Raw genomic sequence first — 16,265 nt, 5'->3', positions numbered from 1 at the left:
CGGCGGTGTCGGCCGAAGCGCAGAGCTACGCGACGGACCGGAGGTGCGGAGTCCGCGGATGATCTATGTCCGCGCCTTCGAGGACCCCGCGGAGTTCGTCTGTGAGGAGGCAGATCTCATCAACAACCGGGTCGCCGGGATCGATCGCCGCAAAGTAACCCATGTATGGCAAGTCTGGGTCGTCGACATGGTCGAGCGACAAGACCGCGAGGATCTGCCCGAGCATAATCCTTGTCCGCCGTGTCACGCACCGGTCGTCGCGGAGAGCTTGCGCGCATCGGTCGACGAGCCGAGCGGAGTGGCTACCGCCGAGCAGACGAGCGGCACTCCACAGCGCTTCATGTCGCGCGGAAACGAAGCTGAGGAGCGGATCGGAAGGGACGTTCTGAACGAGATCGGGGGCGAAGGCGGATTTCGGATCGAGCTTCATGTTGGTCTCCGGATGGTTTCCGCGTCATGCGCGGGTCAAGCGATGGTATCCGGATGCATGTAACTATATGAATTATAATCCTTTTCTTCCCTTTTGAGATCGGCCCATCTCTTGCGGCCTCACAAAGACGGCCGCGAGAGATAGAACCGATCCCGTTCTTCCATTTGCTCCGAGCGTGCTGCCGACCATCAGGAATGGCGGCGCTACGGCCTGAGCGTATGCACCCGCTTCCTGCGCTTGCTGCTCGGTTTTCCAGTCTGTTTCGAAATGATCGAACGCACCCCTTGCCAGATCGCCTGGCCCGCCGCCCCATCACACTCGGCGCGATAGGGCGCGGTCGACTTTCGGTCGGCATGCCCAAGGTGCGTGGCTATGATGTCAGCGGCGTGAGCTGGATCATGACGTCGCATGTAATCCGCGGCCAGCGTTCTCAGATCGTGGGACGGCACTCCGATCGCGGCCTTGGTCAACTCGGTTGGAAGGTTGCGATAGGGCGTCGTGTCATCGTGCGACAGCCAGTTCCGCCCGACGAGTTCGTTGTAACGCATGTGAACGAGGCGATCGGGACGGCCGCCGAGAATCCACTCATCGAGGATGTCACAGATCTCCGGCCACATCCCACCTGTTTCCGTCTCGCCTCCTGTCTTTTCTTGCTCCCACTCGGCGCGCCAGGTCCCATCGATGTCACGGATGAGTTCTTCGCCGAACCGCCACGATACGAGATCGCCTTTGCGCGGCGGCTTGTTGAGGATGACGGCACACACGACAGCTTGTTGCATAGAGCGTCGCCCGGCTGCGCTGTGTGCCGGCAGATCTTGAGCGCGCGTTCTGAGTTCACCGATCCTGTCCGCCACATGGGCATAGCCTCCTCGCTCCATCAAGGCCGACAGCCGCTCATACTTGTTCTTTTCATCAAGCGCGGCTTGATCCTGTAGTTCTCGCCAGATGACCCGCATGGCGGTCAAGCTCTCTTCCGCCACGCCACCCCTGACGCCAAGAGCAATCAGACCATAGATGTAATTCGCGGCCGTCACAGGCTTCACGCGTAGGCTTTCGTCGGCATGGAATAGAAACGCGTCCGCCAACTCGCAGGCTGCGATGAATCCGTGCGTGTCCGAAGCCAAGCCCTCAGTGACAACCGCGGCGCACCGGTCAATGTTGGCGAAGTAGCGCTCCCGTGTGCTGACCGATATTGGCGCGGCATCGAGTTTCGGTTTCATCCGCCGCCAGGATGCAGGCCAGTTTGCTCCGACGGGCTTAACCGGCTTCGAGGCCGCCTTCGCCGGCGGTTTCTTTCGCCGGGCATACCATTCGTCGCTGACGAGCTTCGCCGGCGCGGTGGACACGTGCGGCGCGTATGCCGCCATAGTGCGCATTAGACACCGAAACGTCGACTCCGATGCGGCGGCCGAGCGGTAAGCATCCGCCGGAGGCATCGACAGGTTACCCTTGCCCGCACGCACAGCCGACCAGAACCGCCCCATGACCTGCGCCGCGCCTGGCGCGAGATCCTGCGCGTCCTCTGTCATCGCCCGCCGCACGGCCGCCGGCGCATCCTTGAGAACCACAGAGAGATCGGCCTTCATATCATGTCCTCCGTTGCATGCGCGCAAAGATATCGGGGTGCTGCGCGAGCAGAGACTCGCGCACGGCCACGGCCGCCGCCTCACCGCTGTCCTTGCCGTAGTGGCGCCGCGCGACTTGTTCGGTGTTGGCGAGAACGGAAGCGACACCTGCGAAATCGCCCGGTCTTACGGCGAGCATCAGCGTCGCGAGTGCGTGGCGGCATTGATGCGGCGTCAGGCCGAGGCCGAGCTGTCGGTCCCCGAGGTCCCACAGCTCCATGATCGACGCGACGGACATGCATCCGCTCGGCAAATTCAGCGCCGACTTGCGCAGCCGTGGACTGGCAGTGCCCGGGAAGAGATAGGGCGACGACTCGATGCCCCGCATCTTCATAAGTGCCGGGCGATGAACTCGGTCCCAGTCCCAGAGAATGCGGGCGTCCTCACCGTGCACGTTGACGATCACAGTCTGGCCATTCTTGACCTCTCCGCCCGAAAACCGGATCTCGGCATGCTCCCTATCAACGATCCAGGTGAGATTCCGAGGGCATCCAGGTGTAGCCTTGCGGCGGGTCATGAACAGGTTGGCGGGCCGCAGCGCCCGGCTGACCTGCACGGCATAGCTGGCCGCGCAAGCGGAGAGCCGCAATCCGCGCTCCATTGCGAATCCGGTCGTTGCTGTATTCAAAGTCTCGGTGGCGATGGCGTCAAGGCGGGCCGGAGCGTTCACGAATGCAGCCGCAAGATGCGGCGACTTGCGCAGCCGGTCGCAGATTGCCTCCGCGTCCGCAGTCATCTCTGTGGGCGAAAGGACGTAGTCCGAATAAAACATGCGCACGAGACCGATCCGCGAAAGGACCTCCGGATCACGCAGGCCGTGGCGCGCGATCGTCGTCAGGTTGGTAAATCTCGACCAGAGCGTAGAACTCTCGGCGGAATCCTTGAGCGTGACGGAGGCCGAGCTCCGCGCAATCTGCGCGTCGCAGGCCGCCTCCAGCGCGTCGACCGTGAACAGGTCGCGCAGTGTTGTGAGCCCAGCGAACCCGGCCTCGGACGCGTAGCTTTCGCGCAACAGCCAGGTCGTGGCCTGGCGATAGCCGTTGAGAGCGGAATCGATGTTTTGCGGTGAACGCTTCTTCTTACCGGCACGCTCCGCGATCTCCTTGTCGATTTCGACCGCGGGCCGACCGAGGCGCAGCTGCTCTCTTGCCCAGGTTTTCAGGTCGGCAGGTTGGCGCAGAGTCTGGCGAAACACCTCCTCGGCATCCGCACGGAAGGATACCGGCAGTGATTTCCACAGAATGCGACGGGCTCGATCTGACGTGACCGGCACAACGAAGTCCTGACACGGCAACTGGTCCGCGAGCCCCGGCCAGCGGTTATGGCCCCGCCGAAGCTCGCCAACCCGTTGCGCAAAATTCCTGAGCGACTTGCGGCCATCTGGCGTGGCGTCGTGCCAGAGTCGACTGAACTCGGTCTGGTCAAAATCAGACAGGCCGACCTGCGCTCGCGCTCTGACCAGCAGAAACGGTCGGTGTGTGTTCGTGGTAAAAAGAGCCCCGCGATCGACGAAGCCTTCGTTGTCGACGATGAAGCCGATCGCCCGGTCGTAACTGGCGCGGATGATAGCGTCCTGCGTCTGCTGCCCGCGGGCCGCGAGAAACCGTTTGAGGGCATTGCGAACACGCGAATTGCCACGGTTGCGGGCAGTTTCGAGGTTTTTCGACCGCGAGACCGCGCCGTAGGGTGACGTAGCGATGACCTTTTCGAAATAGCTTAGTTCCGCCGGGATCAGTTCCAGTTCCTCATCGGTCATGTCGAGCCGTGCGGCAACCTTTTCGATCTCGTAGATCGTATCTCGGCCCTGGCCGGTCTCCTTCGACCATTCCAGAAAGTCGGTGAACGTCGCGCTCGCGGTATTGGTTAGTGTTCTTTCGTGCTTCATATCTTCGATCTCCAGGTTCGGGACCCGGCGGGCCGCCTTCAATGAGAAAGGCGGCTGGCAGGGGTCGATACATGGACCGGAATTGGTCCCTTCAGGAGATCGCGCCCGGCGGGGCGTTTCGCACAGTGCGTCGTTATTTTCCCGCGTTTCGCAGGATCGCCCCCAAACATGACGCCGATTTATGTTTGGGGACGATTGTGCGACAGCCGGGGTCGTCCCGCTCGTGTCGGGATGATCCTTGTCCCATCTGTGCGACAGAGAGGCGAGGTCACGTCCACCATCCCGTCGGGAGATCGACGCCCCTCAGCTTCAGCCAGTCGGTTACGTCATGAGGGTTGCAGCGCACGGCGCCGAAAACGCGGCGCGTGGGCATCCCCTCATCAATCCACCGCTCCACGGTGCGCACGCTGACGCGGAGTGCCCCGGCAATCCGCTTTTTGCACAGCATGTCATCCTGATAGCGGGTGATCCGCGCGCGTTTCGGCATCGGTCCGTCCTCGCAGGCCCACACATCCGGCCATGTAAGGCGGAAGACCCGACCGATGCGGATCGCCTCGATATCACCGGTCCGGATCTTGCGCCGGACCGTGTCGGGACGCAGGCCGTAATGCTTGGCAACTTCCTCAACAGACAGCATTTTTTTCTCCTCAAGCTGGTCTGAGAAGTAAATAGGCCCCGCAAGGGTGCCTCTGAAATGTTGGGAGCACGACCAAAGGTGTCATGCGTCAATTAGGAATATCAATTGAGGCGCGACACCTTTGCTACTGCGACACAGATCACGCCGTCGTGATTGCGGGCGTTTTTTCGTGACAACACCTGCGCCCAGTTCCTCCAAAACGGAGGATGCAGATGAAGCATGAAGAACAGATCGAGGCGGCGGCCCCAATCCCTCATTGGCTGGCGCCGTCTGAAGCCAGAGAACTCCTCGAGCAGGAAATCGAGGCATTCGTTAAGGCGGTAGCCGAGGCGACAGCGATGCCCGACGCCGCCTTGGCCTTGAAGGTCACGGCAGGCCTCGGAAAAACCGCGACAGCGCTGCGTGTTATCGCGCGTTATGGGGAGGCCCTTCTGGGTCGAGGGCATGTGATGATTTACGTGCCGACGCTCGACCTTGCGGAACGGGCCTGTGCTGATTTTAGAAAGCTCGCGCCCGGGCTGCCATCCCGCGTTATCCGCGGACGCAGCGCTCTGCGCCCGGACGACGGCAAGAAGACGATGTGCGAACATTCCGAACTCGCAAATGAGATTTCCGGCTTCGTTCCTTCCGTCACGCAAGCACTCTGTCGTGGACAGGACCCGGATGGGAATTTCATTCAATCGGCCTGCGCTTCCGGATGTCCTTATCTCGAGCAGAAGGACGTGCCAGGTCCCCATGTCGTGTTCCTTGCTTACGCCTACCTCGGCGTCGATGCTCCCATTGATCGCACTTGCGAGACGGCTCTTCGCGTAGTCGACGAGAAAGTCTGGCCCACATTGATCCGCAGGTCGAATCTCTCGATAGACGATTTCATGCGGGCGCCACCGAAGTCTTTCCCCGAAGGTCTGCTCGATGCCCTCTCTCGAACCAGGGCCGCAATCGTTGATGGTCTGCAACGCGGCCTGCCCTTGCACGAACATCTGCGAAAATCGGGCATCGACACCGAACAGTTGGAGAGCCTCGTGAAAGCGGAGGAGCAATCGCGGAGCTACCTTGAAATCGGTCCGTGGCAATGCCCCAAGACTTTGGATTTCTGCCTCCAGACCTTCGACACCAGATCGTTCATCGCGTCGCGGCAGCGGCAACAGATCCTCAAGCGCTTGGCCGAAAGTGAAACTGGCCATTGCGTCGGTCTGAGACTGTCCGAAGCCAAGACGGAGCAAGGCTCGCGGCTTGAGATCCAGTCATCCGATTTTGGTGTTGTCAGTCGCGAAGCCGCACTGCTTCTTCTCGACGCAGACGCCGACCCGGACATCACCGCACGCGTCGCTCCGAGGGCGGCATTCGTCTCAATCCAATCGCCGCCGATCGCGGATATCGTTCAGGTATCGGACCTGACCCTATCGAACAGCTGGCTGCTTCATCAGCAAGAGGGTGCAGAGCGGCGCGCTAAGGTTCTGACGATCATCCGGCGGGAAGTCGAAAAGGCAGCAGACGGTGGTGTCCTTGTCGTGGCCACAACATCCGTTCTCCGGGCTTTGCATGCGGATGTCGGAAACTCTGCGGCCGGGACCGAAGAGGAGGCACTCAGAAGACCGCTCCTCGGAGCAGAGCCGCGCTGGTTCGGACCGAGGACGCAAGGCGTCAACGACTACGAGGATTTTGCAACCATCGTCATCGTAGGTCGCCTCCAGCCCGGTGTCAGCGACGTCGAGAGATTGGCGCGCGCCGTGTTTTCGAAGGACGCTCAGCCAATCGCCGCGCACGTTGCTGGACCGCTGCCTGCAATAAGTGCCGGAATTCTGATGGCAGACGGATCTCTTCGAGATGGCACCCGCCATGCGCATCCGGACCGGCGCGCCCAGGCGATCCTTGCTCAGTCTCGCGAGTGCGCCACCCTACAGGCCATCGCCCGACTGCGGCTTGTCTCTCCGAACCGCGACAAACGGGTGGTCATCCTGAGCAATCTGCCGCTGCCGGAGTTTCCGGTCACGCGTCTGTGCACTTTCCGAGCGCTGGAGTTGGAGCTGGAGCACGAGCCAGACTGGCTCGGATTCATCCGGATGGAAAAAGCTTTGCGCGCCACGATGGGCCGCCCCGTGCGCGGAGCCAGGCTCTCGGCCGCCGGACTATGTGCCGATCTTCCGATAGACTTCGAGACCGAACCGAGTGCTAAGGGGTTCCGCCGGGGACGATCGACATCGCACATGGTGTCGCTCTGCCGACGTGTCGCGGCCGCCAACGGCTGGAGTATTACGCCTGTCCGGCTCAAGAGGCCCCAGGGGGGGCAGACCGTGCCCGCGATCATCCTCGACGATCAGGGCGCGCCGCTCGATATGGCCAGAATTCTCTGGCCGGATTTCACACCAAAATCGCCTGGCGGGGCAAGAAACTCCTTCCGGCCTCGGCGAACGGACCAATCTACTTTTCAGCGGTCTTGACCGCGCTTTTCACAAACCCTCTTTCGCAAAGACTTTGCGAAACCCCGCAAGGAAAGACCATGACAAACAAGAGAACCGGCCGCCCGCCGAAATACACTGAGACCCAGGTGATTGAGGGCATAGAGATCGTCGAGCGCAACGGTGAAGTGCCGACTGGAGACACCGTCAAGAAAGCGATGTGTGACGATCTCGGCGTTGCCGGCGGTATCAATGCCCAAAGCCTCGACAAGGAGGTTCAAAGACTGGTCGAGGAGCGCGAGCAGCAGCGGCTGGCTCTGCTGATTTCCGCGTTGCCGTCTGAAACCTTGAACGCAGTAAAGAAAATCGGCTCGTTGGTCGAGTCAGCTGTTCTCGGACACATCGGCGAACAGCACGAAAAGCTGCGTGCTTTGGCAGGCAGGAAGTTGACAGAGCAGAACGTGGACCTGGGCAACCAGCGCGAGCAAATACGGAGCCTTCTTTCTCGGCTTGACCGAAAAGATGCTGACATTGAACAGCTCGAGCAAGACAATCACAAACCCAAAGAGCAACTCGGGCTTGCAACAACTGAGATCCGCGCACTGAAAGAGCGGATCGCTGAGCTCGAGCACGAAGAGGACTTCCGGACACGAATGCTCGCGATGATGAAAGAGACCTTGGGAGAGAACGCCTTCCCCACAGCACGTAATCGATGACGTAGATGGCGTCGGTATCAGTGTAAAATCATGCTACGCCAACGTCTTGCGAAGTGAAGTGACCAGTTGACCATTTACAGAGAAAGCTGTCTGATCTGCCCAAAAAACTGGAGCAGTAAACTTGGGCCGAGAATACTCTGATTTTCAAGCGAAGTTCTTCGCCAACTACCTGACATCGGAGGGAATTTCAGATTCTGACGCCCTTACGCAGTCCCTGTCGTCGGCCAAAGTCGATCTGAACCCTCATCAGGTCGACGCGGCCAGCTTCGCCCTGCGTTCGCCCCTGTCGAAAGGCGTCCTGCTGGCGGACGAAGTCGGCCTTGGAAAGACAATCGAGGCTGCGCTGGTGATCAGTCAGCGCTGGTGGGAAAGGCAGCGAAAAATCCTTCTCATAGTGCCGGCATCGCTTCGAAAGCAGTGGGCCGCGGAGCTGCACGAAAAATTCTCACTGCCGTCGGTGATCCTGGATGCGAAGCGGATCAAGGACATCGAGAAGGAAGGCAAGCCCAACCCTGTAGGGCGAGATGATGCCGTGATCATCATGTCCTATGAATATGGGGCGCGGCTGTCGGACACTCTTCGACACGTTCCTTGGGACCTGGTGGTCTTCGACGAGGCGCACAAACTCAGGAACGTCTACAAGGCGACTGAAAACTCTCGGGCCTCGGTGCTCAGGAAAGCTCTGGCAGGCCGTCAGAAGCTTCTCCTGACCGCGACACCCTTGCAGAACAATCTAATGGAGCTCTTCGGCCTCATCAGCCTCATCGATGATACTTATTTCGGATCTGAGCAGGCGTTTAGAAGCGAGTTCGGCGGGCGCGAGGGCGGTGCCTCGCAGGCACTCTTGGCGAAACGCCTCGAGCCGATTTGCAAGCGCACCCTGCGACGCCAGGTGCAGCGCGCAGGCCTGATCAACTACACGAACCGTCTCCCAAAAACCTTCGATTTCACGCCTGATCGCCTTGAGACGGAACTATACGACAAGGTGTCCGCCTATCTTCAGGACCCGGACACCATTGCCCTTGGGCAGTACGGTCGACACCTCGTCACGCTGATGCTGCGCAAGATCCTGGGATCGTCTTCCTTCGCGGTGACACAGACGCTCGAAAAGATGATCCGGCGTCTGGAGGCGAAGCGCGTTGTCGACGATGACACTCTCGATGACCTGGATGGGTTCAGCGAACATGCCGAAGAGTGGCGCGAAGCCGGGGCGGGCTCAGAGGCGGACGCCGTCGAGGATGATGGCAACGAGGATGCAGAACGCGTCGATCCCGTAAAGCTCGAAGCCGAGATCAGGAAGCTGACCGAATACCGCGACCTCGCCAGGTCGATCTCCGACAACGCCAAGGGCAAGGCGCTGCTCGAGTGCCTTCCCAACGTGCTGGACGAGATCACCAACAAGGGCGGGCAGCGCAAGGCGGTGATCTTCACCGAGTCCGTGCGCACCCAGACCTACCTTCGGGAGCTACTGGAGCAGAACGGGTTCGAGGGCGAGACCGTCGTCATGAACGGTTCAAACTCGGACAAGGACAGTAACGCGCTCTACAAGGCCTGGCTCGAGAAGCATCGGGGGACGGATGTCGTGTCGGGCTCGAAGACCGCAGACATGAAAGCGGCCGTCGTCGAGGCCTTCCGCAACGATCGCAAGATCCTGATCGCGACGGAATCCGGCGCCGAGGGCATCAACCTCCAATTCTGCTCGCTCCTGATCAACTACGACCTCCCCTGGAACCCGCAACGGGTCGAGCAGCGCATCGGTCGCTGCCACCGCTATGGCCAGAAAATCGACGTCACCGTCATCAATTTCCTCAACCGCAAGAACCACGCCGAGGCGCGTATTCACCAGTTGCTCGAACAGAAGTTCAAACTGTTCGAGGGTGAAGATCGACAGCGACTGGCAGAGGCGCGGCAATTGAGAGAATCCGCATGAGCGAGATCGCTGACCTGAAGAACTTCATCGAACATTGGCTCCAGACGCATCCTGACATCCAACCGGTGCCGCCGAAGAAGACGACGAGCCGTCAGGTTCATCTCAAGGTTTGGCGGACACGATCAAAAGGACGTCCGATCGGCCTTGAGTCCGGCCATGTCGGCGTCGTGAATCTCTGGCTGACGCGCATGTCCGTCCCGGCAAGCCTGCCGGAAGGTGTGGAGATCACCGAAAAGGTCTGGAAATCCGACGGATGGGTGGATGCGGTGCCCGATCCGGTCCGCAAGGGACGCGACGGCGCGAACAGCAACTTGAAGCCTTTCGAAGTATTCAACACCCGTCCGATCACGAAGCTGAGCATCCGCCGTATTGAGGAGGCGAGATCGATCCTCGAGCAGGTGGTCGCATGACGCGTCTCTGGCTTTTTCGCCCCGGAAAATATGGTGAGGCCGAGCGACCGGCGCAAGATGACATCATTCTGTCAGTCGATTTCGGCATCCGACAAAACATCTTCGACCGGAAGGACCGGGACACGATTCTTGAGGTTCTGGCGGACGTCCACCGCAATGCGAAGCTAAATGCCCTGAAGAATTTGCAGCGCAGATCAACCAATTCATCAACGTCGCCGAGACAGGCGACCTTATCGTAACACCAATGAAGACAACGTCGACGATTTTGATCGGTCGGGCCATCGAAGAAGCTCATGCAGTGCACCTTCCATAGTCGGGACTTCAAGGACCAAAGCAGCAGACTTGAAATCTATTCAATCGAATAGAGGAAGGTTGGCCATCTTAATATTCGACTGTAGGGTATGATTTTTCCTCCATAAGGAGGTCACGATTCCCAAAAGCTCCTCAATAAATGGCGCGACATTCTTCGCGAGGGAGATGTTCGAATGTAAAGATGGCGGTTGCCCACGCCGCCAATTAAAAAATTCGTTGGATGGTGGCTCGAGTGGCCTGGTCAATCGCCCGGGCCAGCAATAACGTCCGCATGTTTGTAACTCCCGGACGGCATGAGCGAAGTCTCCCAATCCTGTGAAATATGCGATGGCCTGCGGGTTGCCGTCAGCTCGGTTGCGGCCCCTCGGCATGTCGCAAGCTGGGCCGACCTCGACTTTTCAGAGCAGATAGCGATGCTTGGCGCCCTCGGGCCGCATATGACGGTCGGGACGCAGATCACTGTGGAAGCGCCCTTCGGTCACCTCGTGCTTTCCATCGGCCACCAAGAACCGCCATCGGCTCTCTATACGGGTGGCGGGCCAGCTTTCTTTGATCAGCTGGTAGATCATATCGACCGTTCCCGATCGGTGGATCTCGCGGTGGCCTTCGTCTTGGAGAGCGGCCTGGTCATGCTTGAGCCCTATTTCCGCGACCTGCTCGATCGAGGCGGACGGTTGCGGCTGGTCGTCGGAGATTATCTTGACGTCAGCGAACCGGCCGCACTGCGGCGGCTCTGTGATCTCCCCGGCGATGTTTCGGGACATGTCTTTGAAACTGCGGGAGGCAGCTTCCATCCCAAGGCCTGGCTTTTTCGGGCGGCTGGCAACGGCGGAACGGCCATTGTCGGCAGTTCGAACCTAACGCGGACCGCGTTGATCCATGGTGTCGAGTGGAACCTAAGTGTCTCGGGCGAGAAAGACTGGGAACCGGTCGAACACGCCTTCGAAGAGCTGTTGCGCTCCCCCAACGTGAAGCCGCTCACCCAGGCCTGGATCGATGCCTATTCCGCGAGACGGCGGCGCCAGCCGCTGCCTCAAATGGCTCAGGCAATCGCGAAAGATGACATCCCCCTACCGACAGCGGCACCACATGAAATCCAGTGTGAGGCTCTTGCCGCGCTGGCGCGTGCAAGGGCGGATGGCAAACGTGCCGGGCTCGTCGTTCTGGCGACGGGTCTCGGAAAGACCTGGCTTTCGGCCTTCGACGCAACCGATTTCGAGCGGGTGCTGTTCGTGGCGCATCGCGAGGAAATACTGACCCAAGCCATGACCACCTTCCGACGCATCCGGCCCGAGGCGCGGTTCGGACTTTACTCGGGTTCCGCGAAGGACGAGGGAGAAATCCTGTTCGCCTCGATCCAGACCCTCGGCAAGACCGACCATCTTCGTCGCTTCGACCCGGAGGCTTTCGACTATATCGTTGTGGACGAATTTCATCACGCCTCCGCCGCCACCTATCGTCGGCTCATCGAACACTTCCGTCCCCGGTTCCTGCTGGGACTGACAGCGACGCCTGACCGGACAGACGGCGCCGACCTGCTGGCACTCTGCGACGACACCCTTGTCTATCGATGCGATCTCGCCGAGGGCATCTCGCGCGGGTTCCTGTCGCCCTTCCGCTATTTCGGCGTGCCGGATGACATCGACTACGCGCAGATTCCGTGGCGAAGCACGCGTTTCGATGAGGAGGCCTTGACGACGGCAGTCGCAACGCAGGCGCGGGCGCAGAACGCCCTGGAGCAGTTGTGGCGTCATGGAGACGGACCAGCGATTGGATTTTGCGTCTCGCGTCGTCACGCGGAGTTCATGGCGGAATTCTTCCGAAACGCCGGTCTGAGGTCGGTCGCAGTCCATTCGGGCGAAGGCTCCGCCCCGCGCACCTCTTCTTTGGAGGCGCTCGGGGCAGGTGAACTCGACATCCTCTTCGCCGTGGACATGTTCAACGAAGGCGTGGATGTTCCGCAGATCGGCACCGTCCTAATGTTGAGGCCCACGGAAAGCGCCATCCTTTTCCTTCAGCAACTGGGGCGAGGGTTGCGCCGCATCGAGGGCAAGGTGCTGCGCGTCATCGACTACATCGGCAATCACCGGACCTTCCTAACCAAGGCGCGCGCGCTGCTTTCGGCAGGCGACGGGGATCGGGCACTGTCGCAGCGTCTGGACCTACTGGTTGCCGGTGAACTCGATCTTCCCGAGGGCTGCGAGATCACCTACGACCTAAAGGCGCTCGACTTTCTGCGCTCTATGCTTGCCACCACCGGAGCGCAGGACGAAGCAGAAGCCTGGTATAGGGTCCACCTCCTGCGCCATGGGCGCCGACCCACAGCGCTGGAATTCGCGCAGGCCGGCTTCTCGCCTGCCCGGACCGGCCACGGTGGCTGGTTTGAGTTCGTTCGGGATATGGGCGACGAGGTGCCGGCTTCAGTCCTGGGACAAGCCGGGCTCATGCGGGCCCTCGAGCGTCCGGCTCTGCCTTGTCCCGCTGGGCCCGCGCTGATGTCGTCACTTATCGCTGGAGGCTCGGTTTCCCGGCAGAGCCTGCACGCGGCAATCACTGCCGCCATACCTGCGTCCAGTCAGGCCCAACCCATAACTCGAGACGACTTCGAAGAAGCCACGAGCCACTGGCTCATGACGCCATTCGTCGTCGAGCATAAGGGTAAGCTGGCCGTCCGCGGCGAGACCGGCCCCGTCGTCTCGGCCGCCGTCGACGAACTCGCCACATGGCGCATCGTTTCCGCCTCAGACGCTGGCCCGCGCCGGCAGGAGATCGACGAGGCCGCACAGCCATTCGGCGCGCCTGCAATATGGCACGAATACATGCGCGAAGACATCCCGCCACTCTTCGGAGAGACGTTCAATCCGGGCAGTTGGAACTCCGGTATCGTGAAGACCCGCACCGGCCTGGTGCTGCTGACGACACTGAACAAGGGCAGCCTGGCGCAGGGCAATCATTACGAAGACCACTTCCTGTCGGACCGACGGATGCAATGGCAGAGTCAGACCAGCACGAAACAGAATAGCGAGCGTGGCCGCATCCTCTCCCGAGAACTTCCGAACAAGGAGGTCCATCTGTTCGTGCGCAGCTCGAAACTACGCGGCAAGACCGCGGCCCCCTTCACCTATCTCGGCAAGCCGCGTTTCGTGAACTGGGAAGGTGAAAGGCCGATCACAATCGAATGGGAATTGCCCGAGCCGGTTCCGGCGGAGCTGCACCGTGCCTTCGGGATCGGCTGAAGCTTTTTGTGCACCTATTGACGGGGTGCACAGGTTACGGCACATCTGTTAGCACACCGCCGGATTCGATCCGGACTCGGAGGAAATTTTCCTTTGATTTCAGAGGTGTTTGCTGACTGGCACCTGCCCCTACCGCCGGAGCCATAACTCCCCAGTAGATCAAAGATTTACGAGACACCTCTGCGAGGTGGAGCAGGGAGCGCTTGGCGTTGGTAAGCGCATAACGGGCAATGCGGCACTGGCACGAGATCATGCGGCTTGGTTCCGACCATCGCCTTCGGCCCTGCGAGACGCGAGGCGTGTTTACCTATCTTTCCAGATCGTGAACGGGATGAGGTCCGGTGGAGGCGGCGGGGGCGTTGTGGGCCTGTGGGACTGCGTTAACCGGGGGTCTGGCGGGGTGTGCCGGGCGTGCATACGCCGTGCATACCGCGTGCAGACGCGGATGTGCCGGCGCGGCGGTTAACGGGGCGTGCGGCGCGAGGGGTTAACGGGCGGGCCTGCGAGGGCGGATCAGGCGCGGCGCGGAGCGGGGGCGATCTGGCGGCGGACCGCCGGGCTGAGGCCGAGGATCAGCAGGCCGACCGAGAACAGGCACCAGACCGCGGGCATCTCGTTCATGTTGTCGGTCAGCGCCAGCGCGAGCACCGGGCCGAACAGGGCGTGGAACAGCGCGAAGCGCCAGGCCCCGACCGTCAGCGGCAGCACGAACATCGCGAGGACGTAGACCGGGAACTGCGCCCAGGAGCCGAGCCAGGGAAACAGCACGCGCCAGGGGCTGTTGAGCGGCATCTCCCAGGCGATGTGCCAGGAGCCCGACACGGTGCAGAAGGCCGGCCCGCACAGCGCGTCGCCCGGCGGGCAGGGCGCGGCCGGCAGCGGCACCAGCCGCATCAGCAGCAGGATCGCGGCGAGCCCGGCCAGGCCCATCACGACGCGCCGGGTGCGCTCGGACACCGGCTCGGGCAGCAGCGCCAGCACGAAGGCGTTCACGACCAGCGGCTGGAAGGCGATGTGCAGGTAGCTGAGCACCGTGACACCGCGATTGAGCGGATCGCCGCATTGATCGACGACGGTGTAGCCGATCGCCTGAAGCGCCTCCATCGCGGTGAAATAGCCCATCGCGACCCAGATCGCCCGGGCTTCGCCACGCCGGACAGCGATCACCGTCGCCGCCGCCCCGAGGCCGACCATCGAGAGGGTGGCGGTTTCGCTCCAGCACATATTCCGACTTTGCGCTGTTTCCGGTGGCCGCACAAGGGGCCGCGCGGCTCAGAGCTTGCGCGACATCAGCATGTAGCGGTCGCGTTCGACGAACCCGGCGCGGGCATAGAGCCGGCGGGTCGCCTCGGCGTCGCGGTCGACCTCGAGATGCAGCCCCTTGAGACCCGCCGCCGCCAGCGCCTTGGGCAGGCTGCTGAGGACCTCGGTTGCAATGCCGCGCCCGCGCACGGCGCGGCGCAGGTAAAGCTCGTCGATGAACCCGTCGAGACCGGCGAATTCGACCGACCAGCCGAAGGTCACGACCACGTAGCCGATCGGCGCGCGGGAGGGGCCGATCAGGTAGGCGGCCCCGTGCGGGATGCCTTCGAGCAGCGGCAGGAGACCGGCGCGGCGGGACTCGTCATCCAGCGTGATGCCGGTTTCCTCGTGGAAGCGGGCGACGAGCGTGGCGAGCCTGTCGAGATCCTCGGGCCCGGCGAGATGCAGCGCGGCGCTCACAGCCGGGCCAGCCGTTCGGTCAGAAGGTCGAAGAAGCCGTCGGCGTCCACGTCGCCCATGAACATCGCGTTGGGCGTGCGGTCGGTGACGTGCCACCAGTCAGCCACGGTCATGCCGAGGGTGAGTTCGGAACGGGTTTCGATCTCGACATTGACATGGCGGCCCGAGAACAGGTCGGGCCGGATCAGGTAGGCGGTGACGCAGGGGTCGTGCAGCGGTGCGCCGTCGCTGCCGTATTTTTCCTTGTCGAAGCGTTCGAAGAAGTCGGTCATCTCGGCGACCGCGACGCCGACGCGGCTGCCCAGCGCCCGGAAGGCCGCGTTGCGCGCGGGCGTGACCAGCGCCTTGTGTGTCACGTCGAGCGGCATCACGGTGATCTCGACGCCTGATCTGAACACGATATCAGCGGCTTGCGGATCGACATAGATGTTGAATTCGGCGGCCGGGGTGATGTTGCCGACCTCGAAATAGGCGCCGCCCATGAGAACGATCCCGGCCAGGCGGTCGCAGATGTCGGGGGCTTTCTCGAAGGCCATGGCGATGTTGGTGAGCGGGCCGAGCGGGCAGAGCGTGACCGCGCCGGGGGCCTCGCGGCGCAGGGTGTCGATGATGAAGTCGACCGCGTGCTGGGGCTGCAGCGGCATCACCGGGTCGGGCAGGACGGGGCCGTTCAGCCCGGTCTTGCCGTGGACATGTTCGGCGGTGACCAGCTTGCGCCCCAGCGGGCGGTCGCAGCCGGCGAACACCTTGACGTCGGGGCGGCCGGCCAGTTCGCAGACGATGCGGGCGTTCCGGGCGGTCAGGGCCAGCGGCACGTTGCCGGCGACGGCGGTGATGCCCAGAACCTCGATCTCGTCCGGGCTGGCGAGGGCGAGCAGGATGGCGACGGCGTCGTCCTGGCCGGGGTCTGTGTCGATGATGATCTTGCGGGGGGGCATGTCGGGCCTTTCGGGATCGAAGGCG

General features: G+C 61.8%; 13 protein-coding genes. 7 read left to right on the top strand and 6 right to left on the bottom strand.

Features of this window, described 5'->3' with window-relative positions:
* Window positions 1-58 precede the first annotated feature (58 nt).
* The gene (locus JF290_RS17915) at window positions 59-493 is read left to right on the top strand and encodes a hypothetical protein (protein WP_199026276.1); all 435 of its coding nucleotides are present in this window, start codon (window positions 59-61) and stop codon (window positions 491-493) included.
* A 140-nt stretch (window positions 494-633) separates the two neighbouring features.
* On the opposite strand, the gene JF290_RS17910 is transcribed toward JF290_RS17915, so the two are convergent.
* From JF290_RS17910 to JF290_RS17900, 3 genes are all read right to left on the bottom strand, one after another.
* Window positions 634-2,016: a hypothetical protein gene (locus JF290_RS17910; protein WP_199026275.1), complete on the bottom strand. Its 1,383-nt coding sequence runs from the start codon at window positions 2,014-2,016 to the stop codon at window positions 634-636.
* Between the two features lies 1 nt (window position 2,017).
* Window positions 2,018-3,940 carry a site-specific integrase gene (locus tag JF290_RS17905; protein WP_233155523.1) on the bottom strand — a complete coding sequence of 641 codons (1,923 nt, stop codon included), beginning with the start codon at window positions 3,938-3,940 and terminating at the stop codon, window positions 2,018-2,020.
* Between the two features lie 268 nt (window positions 3,941-4,208).
* Window positions 4,209-4,577, bottom strand: coding sequence for a helix-turn-helix domain-containing protein (locus JF290_RS17900; RefSeq protein ID WP_199026273.1), 369 nt, complete (start codon window positions 4,575-4,577; stop codon window positions 4,209-4,211).
* A gap of 212 nt (window positions 4,578-4,789) precedes the next feature.
* Here JF290_RS17900 and JF290_RS17895 point away from each other — a divergent pair, with 212 nt between their 5' ends.
* From JF290_RS17895 to JF290_RS17870, 6 genes are all read left to right on the top strand, one after another.
* Window positions 4,790-7,018 carry a DEAD/DEAH box helicase family protein gene (locus tag JF290_RS17895; protein ID WP_199026272.1) on the top strand — a complete coding sequence of 743 codons (2,229 nt, stop codon included), beginning with the start codon at window positions 4,790-4,792 and terminating at the stop codon, window positions 7,016-7,018.
* 59 nt (window positions 7,019-7,077) lie between these two features.
* The gene (locus JF290_RS17890; RefSeq protein ID WP_199026271.1) at window positions 7,078-7,692 is read left to right on the top strand and encodes a coiled-coil domain-containing protein; all 615 of its coding nucleotides are present in this window, start codon (window positions 7,078-7,080) and stop codon (window positions 7,690-7,692) included.
* A 121-nt stretch (window positions 7,693-7,813) separates the two neighbouring features.
* Window positions 7,814-9,622, top strand: coding sequence for an SNF2-related protein (locus tag JF290_RS17885; protein WP_199026270.1), 1,809 nt, complete (start codon window positions 7,814-7,816; stop codon window positions 9,620-9,622).
* Window positions 9,619-10,032, top strand: a complete 414-nt coding sequence (locus JF290_RS17880) for a hypothetical protein (RefSeq protein ID WP_199026269.1) — start codon at window positions 9,619-9,621, stop codon at window positions 10,030-10,032. The genes JF290_RS17885 and JF290_RS17880 overlap by 4 nt, the downstream gene beginning before the upstream one ends.
* On the top strand, window positions 10,029-10,271 hold the full coding sequence (locus tag JF290_RS17875) for a hypothetical protein (protein WP_199026268.1): 243 nt from the start codon (window positions 10,029-10,031) through the stop codon (window positions 10,269-10,271). Before JF290_RS17880 ends, JF290_RS17875 begins: the two co-directional genes overlap by 4 nt.
* 366 nt (window positions 10,272-10,637) lie before the next feature.
* Window positions 10,638-13,580: a DUF3427 domain-containing protein gene (locus JF290_RS17870; RefSeq protein WP_233155521.1), complete on the top strand. Its 2,943-nt coding sequence runs from the start codon at window positions 10,638-10,640 to the stop codon at window positions 13,578-13,580.
* A 513-nt stretch (window positions 13,581-14,093) separates the two neighbouring features.
* Here the strand turns inward: JF290_RS17870 and JF290_RS17865 are convergent.
* The 3 genes from JF290_RS17865 to JF290_RS17855 are packed head-to-tail and all read right to left on the bottom strand — an operon-like array spanning window position 14,094 to window position 16,240.
* Window positions 14,094-14,804 (bottom strand): DUF5765 domain-containing protein, encoded by a 711-nt coding sequence (locus JF290_RS17865; protein ID WP_199026267.1) that lies wholly within the window; start codon window positions 14,802-14,804, stop codon window positions 14,094-14,096.
* Between the two features lie 48 nt (window positions 14,805-14,852).
* The gene (locus JF290_RS17860) at window positions 14,853-15,302 is read right to left on the bottom strand and encodes a GNAT family N-acetyltransferase (RefSeq protein WP_199026266.1); all 450 of its coding nucleotides are present in this window, start codon (window positions 15,300-15,302) and stop codon (window positions 14,853-14,855) included.
* On the bottom strand, window positions 15,299-16,240 hold the full coding sequence (locus tag JF290_RS17855; protein WP_199026265.1) for a nucleoside hydrolase: 942 nt from the start codon (window positions 16,238-16,240) through the stop codon (window positions 15,299-15,301). Before JF290_RS17855 ends, JF290_RS17860 begins: the two co-directional genes overlap by 4 nt.
* Between the last annotated feature and the right edge of the window lie 25 nt (window positions 16,241-16,265).

It is taken from the genome of Sedimentitalea arenosa, assembly GCF_016428585.1.
Lineage (GTDB): Bacteria > Pseudomonadota > Alphaproteobacteria > Rhodobacterales > Rhodobacteraceae > Sedimentitalea > Sedimentitalea arenosa.
The sequence above is the reverse complement of the archived record's forward strand: the minus strand, read 5'-3'. Positions and strand labels throughout refer to the sequence as shown.

Excerpts from the sequence above, each read along its gene's own strand:
- JF290_RS17915 (WP_199026276.1), top strand. The coding sequence starts at position 59 with ATGATCTATGTCCGCGCCTTCGAGGACCCCGCGGAGTTCGTCTGTGAG.
- JF290_RS17910 (WP_199026275.1), bottom strand. The coding sequence starts at position 2,016 with ATGAAGGCCGATCTCTCTGTGGTTCTCAAGGATGCGCCGGCGGCCGTG.
- JF290_RS17905 (WP_233155523.1), bottom strand. The coding sequence starts at position 3,940 with ATGAAGCACGAAAGAACACTAACCAATACCGCGAGCGCGACGTTCACC.
- JF290_RS17900 (WP_199026273.1), bottom strand. The coding sequence starts at position 4,577 with ATGCTGTCTGTTGAGGAAGTTGCCAAGCATTACGGCCTGCGTCCCGAC.
- JF290_RS17895 (WP_199026272.1), top strand. The coding sequence starts at position 4,790 with ATGAAGCATGAAGAACAGATCGAGGCGGCGGCCCCAATCCCTCATTGG.
- JF290_RS17890 (WP_199026271.1), top strand. The coding sequence starts at position 7,078 with ATGACAAACAAGAGAACCGGCCGCCCGCCGAAATACACTGAGACCCAG.
- JF290_RS17880 (WP_199026269.1), top strand. The coding sequence starts at position 9,619 with ATGAGCGAGATCGCTGACCTGAAGAACTTCATCGAACATTGGCTCCAG.
- JF290_RS17875 (WP_199026268.1), top strand. The coding sequence starts at position 10,029 with ATGACGCGTCTCTGGCTTTTTCGCCCCGGAAAATATGGTGAGGCCGAG.
- JF290_RS17870 (WP_233155521.1), top strand. The coding sequence starts at position 10,638 with ATGAGCGAAGTCTCCCAATCCTGTGAAATATGCGATGGCCTGCGGGTT.
- JF290_RS17865 (WP_199026267.1), bottom strand. The coding sequence starts at position 14,804 with ATGTGCTGGAGCGAAACCGCCACCCTCTCGATGGTCGGCCTCGGGGCG.
- JF290_RS17855 (WP_199026265.1), bottom strand. The coding sequence starts at position 16,240 with ATGCCCCCCCGCAAGATCATCATCGACACAGACCCCGGCCAGGACGAC.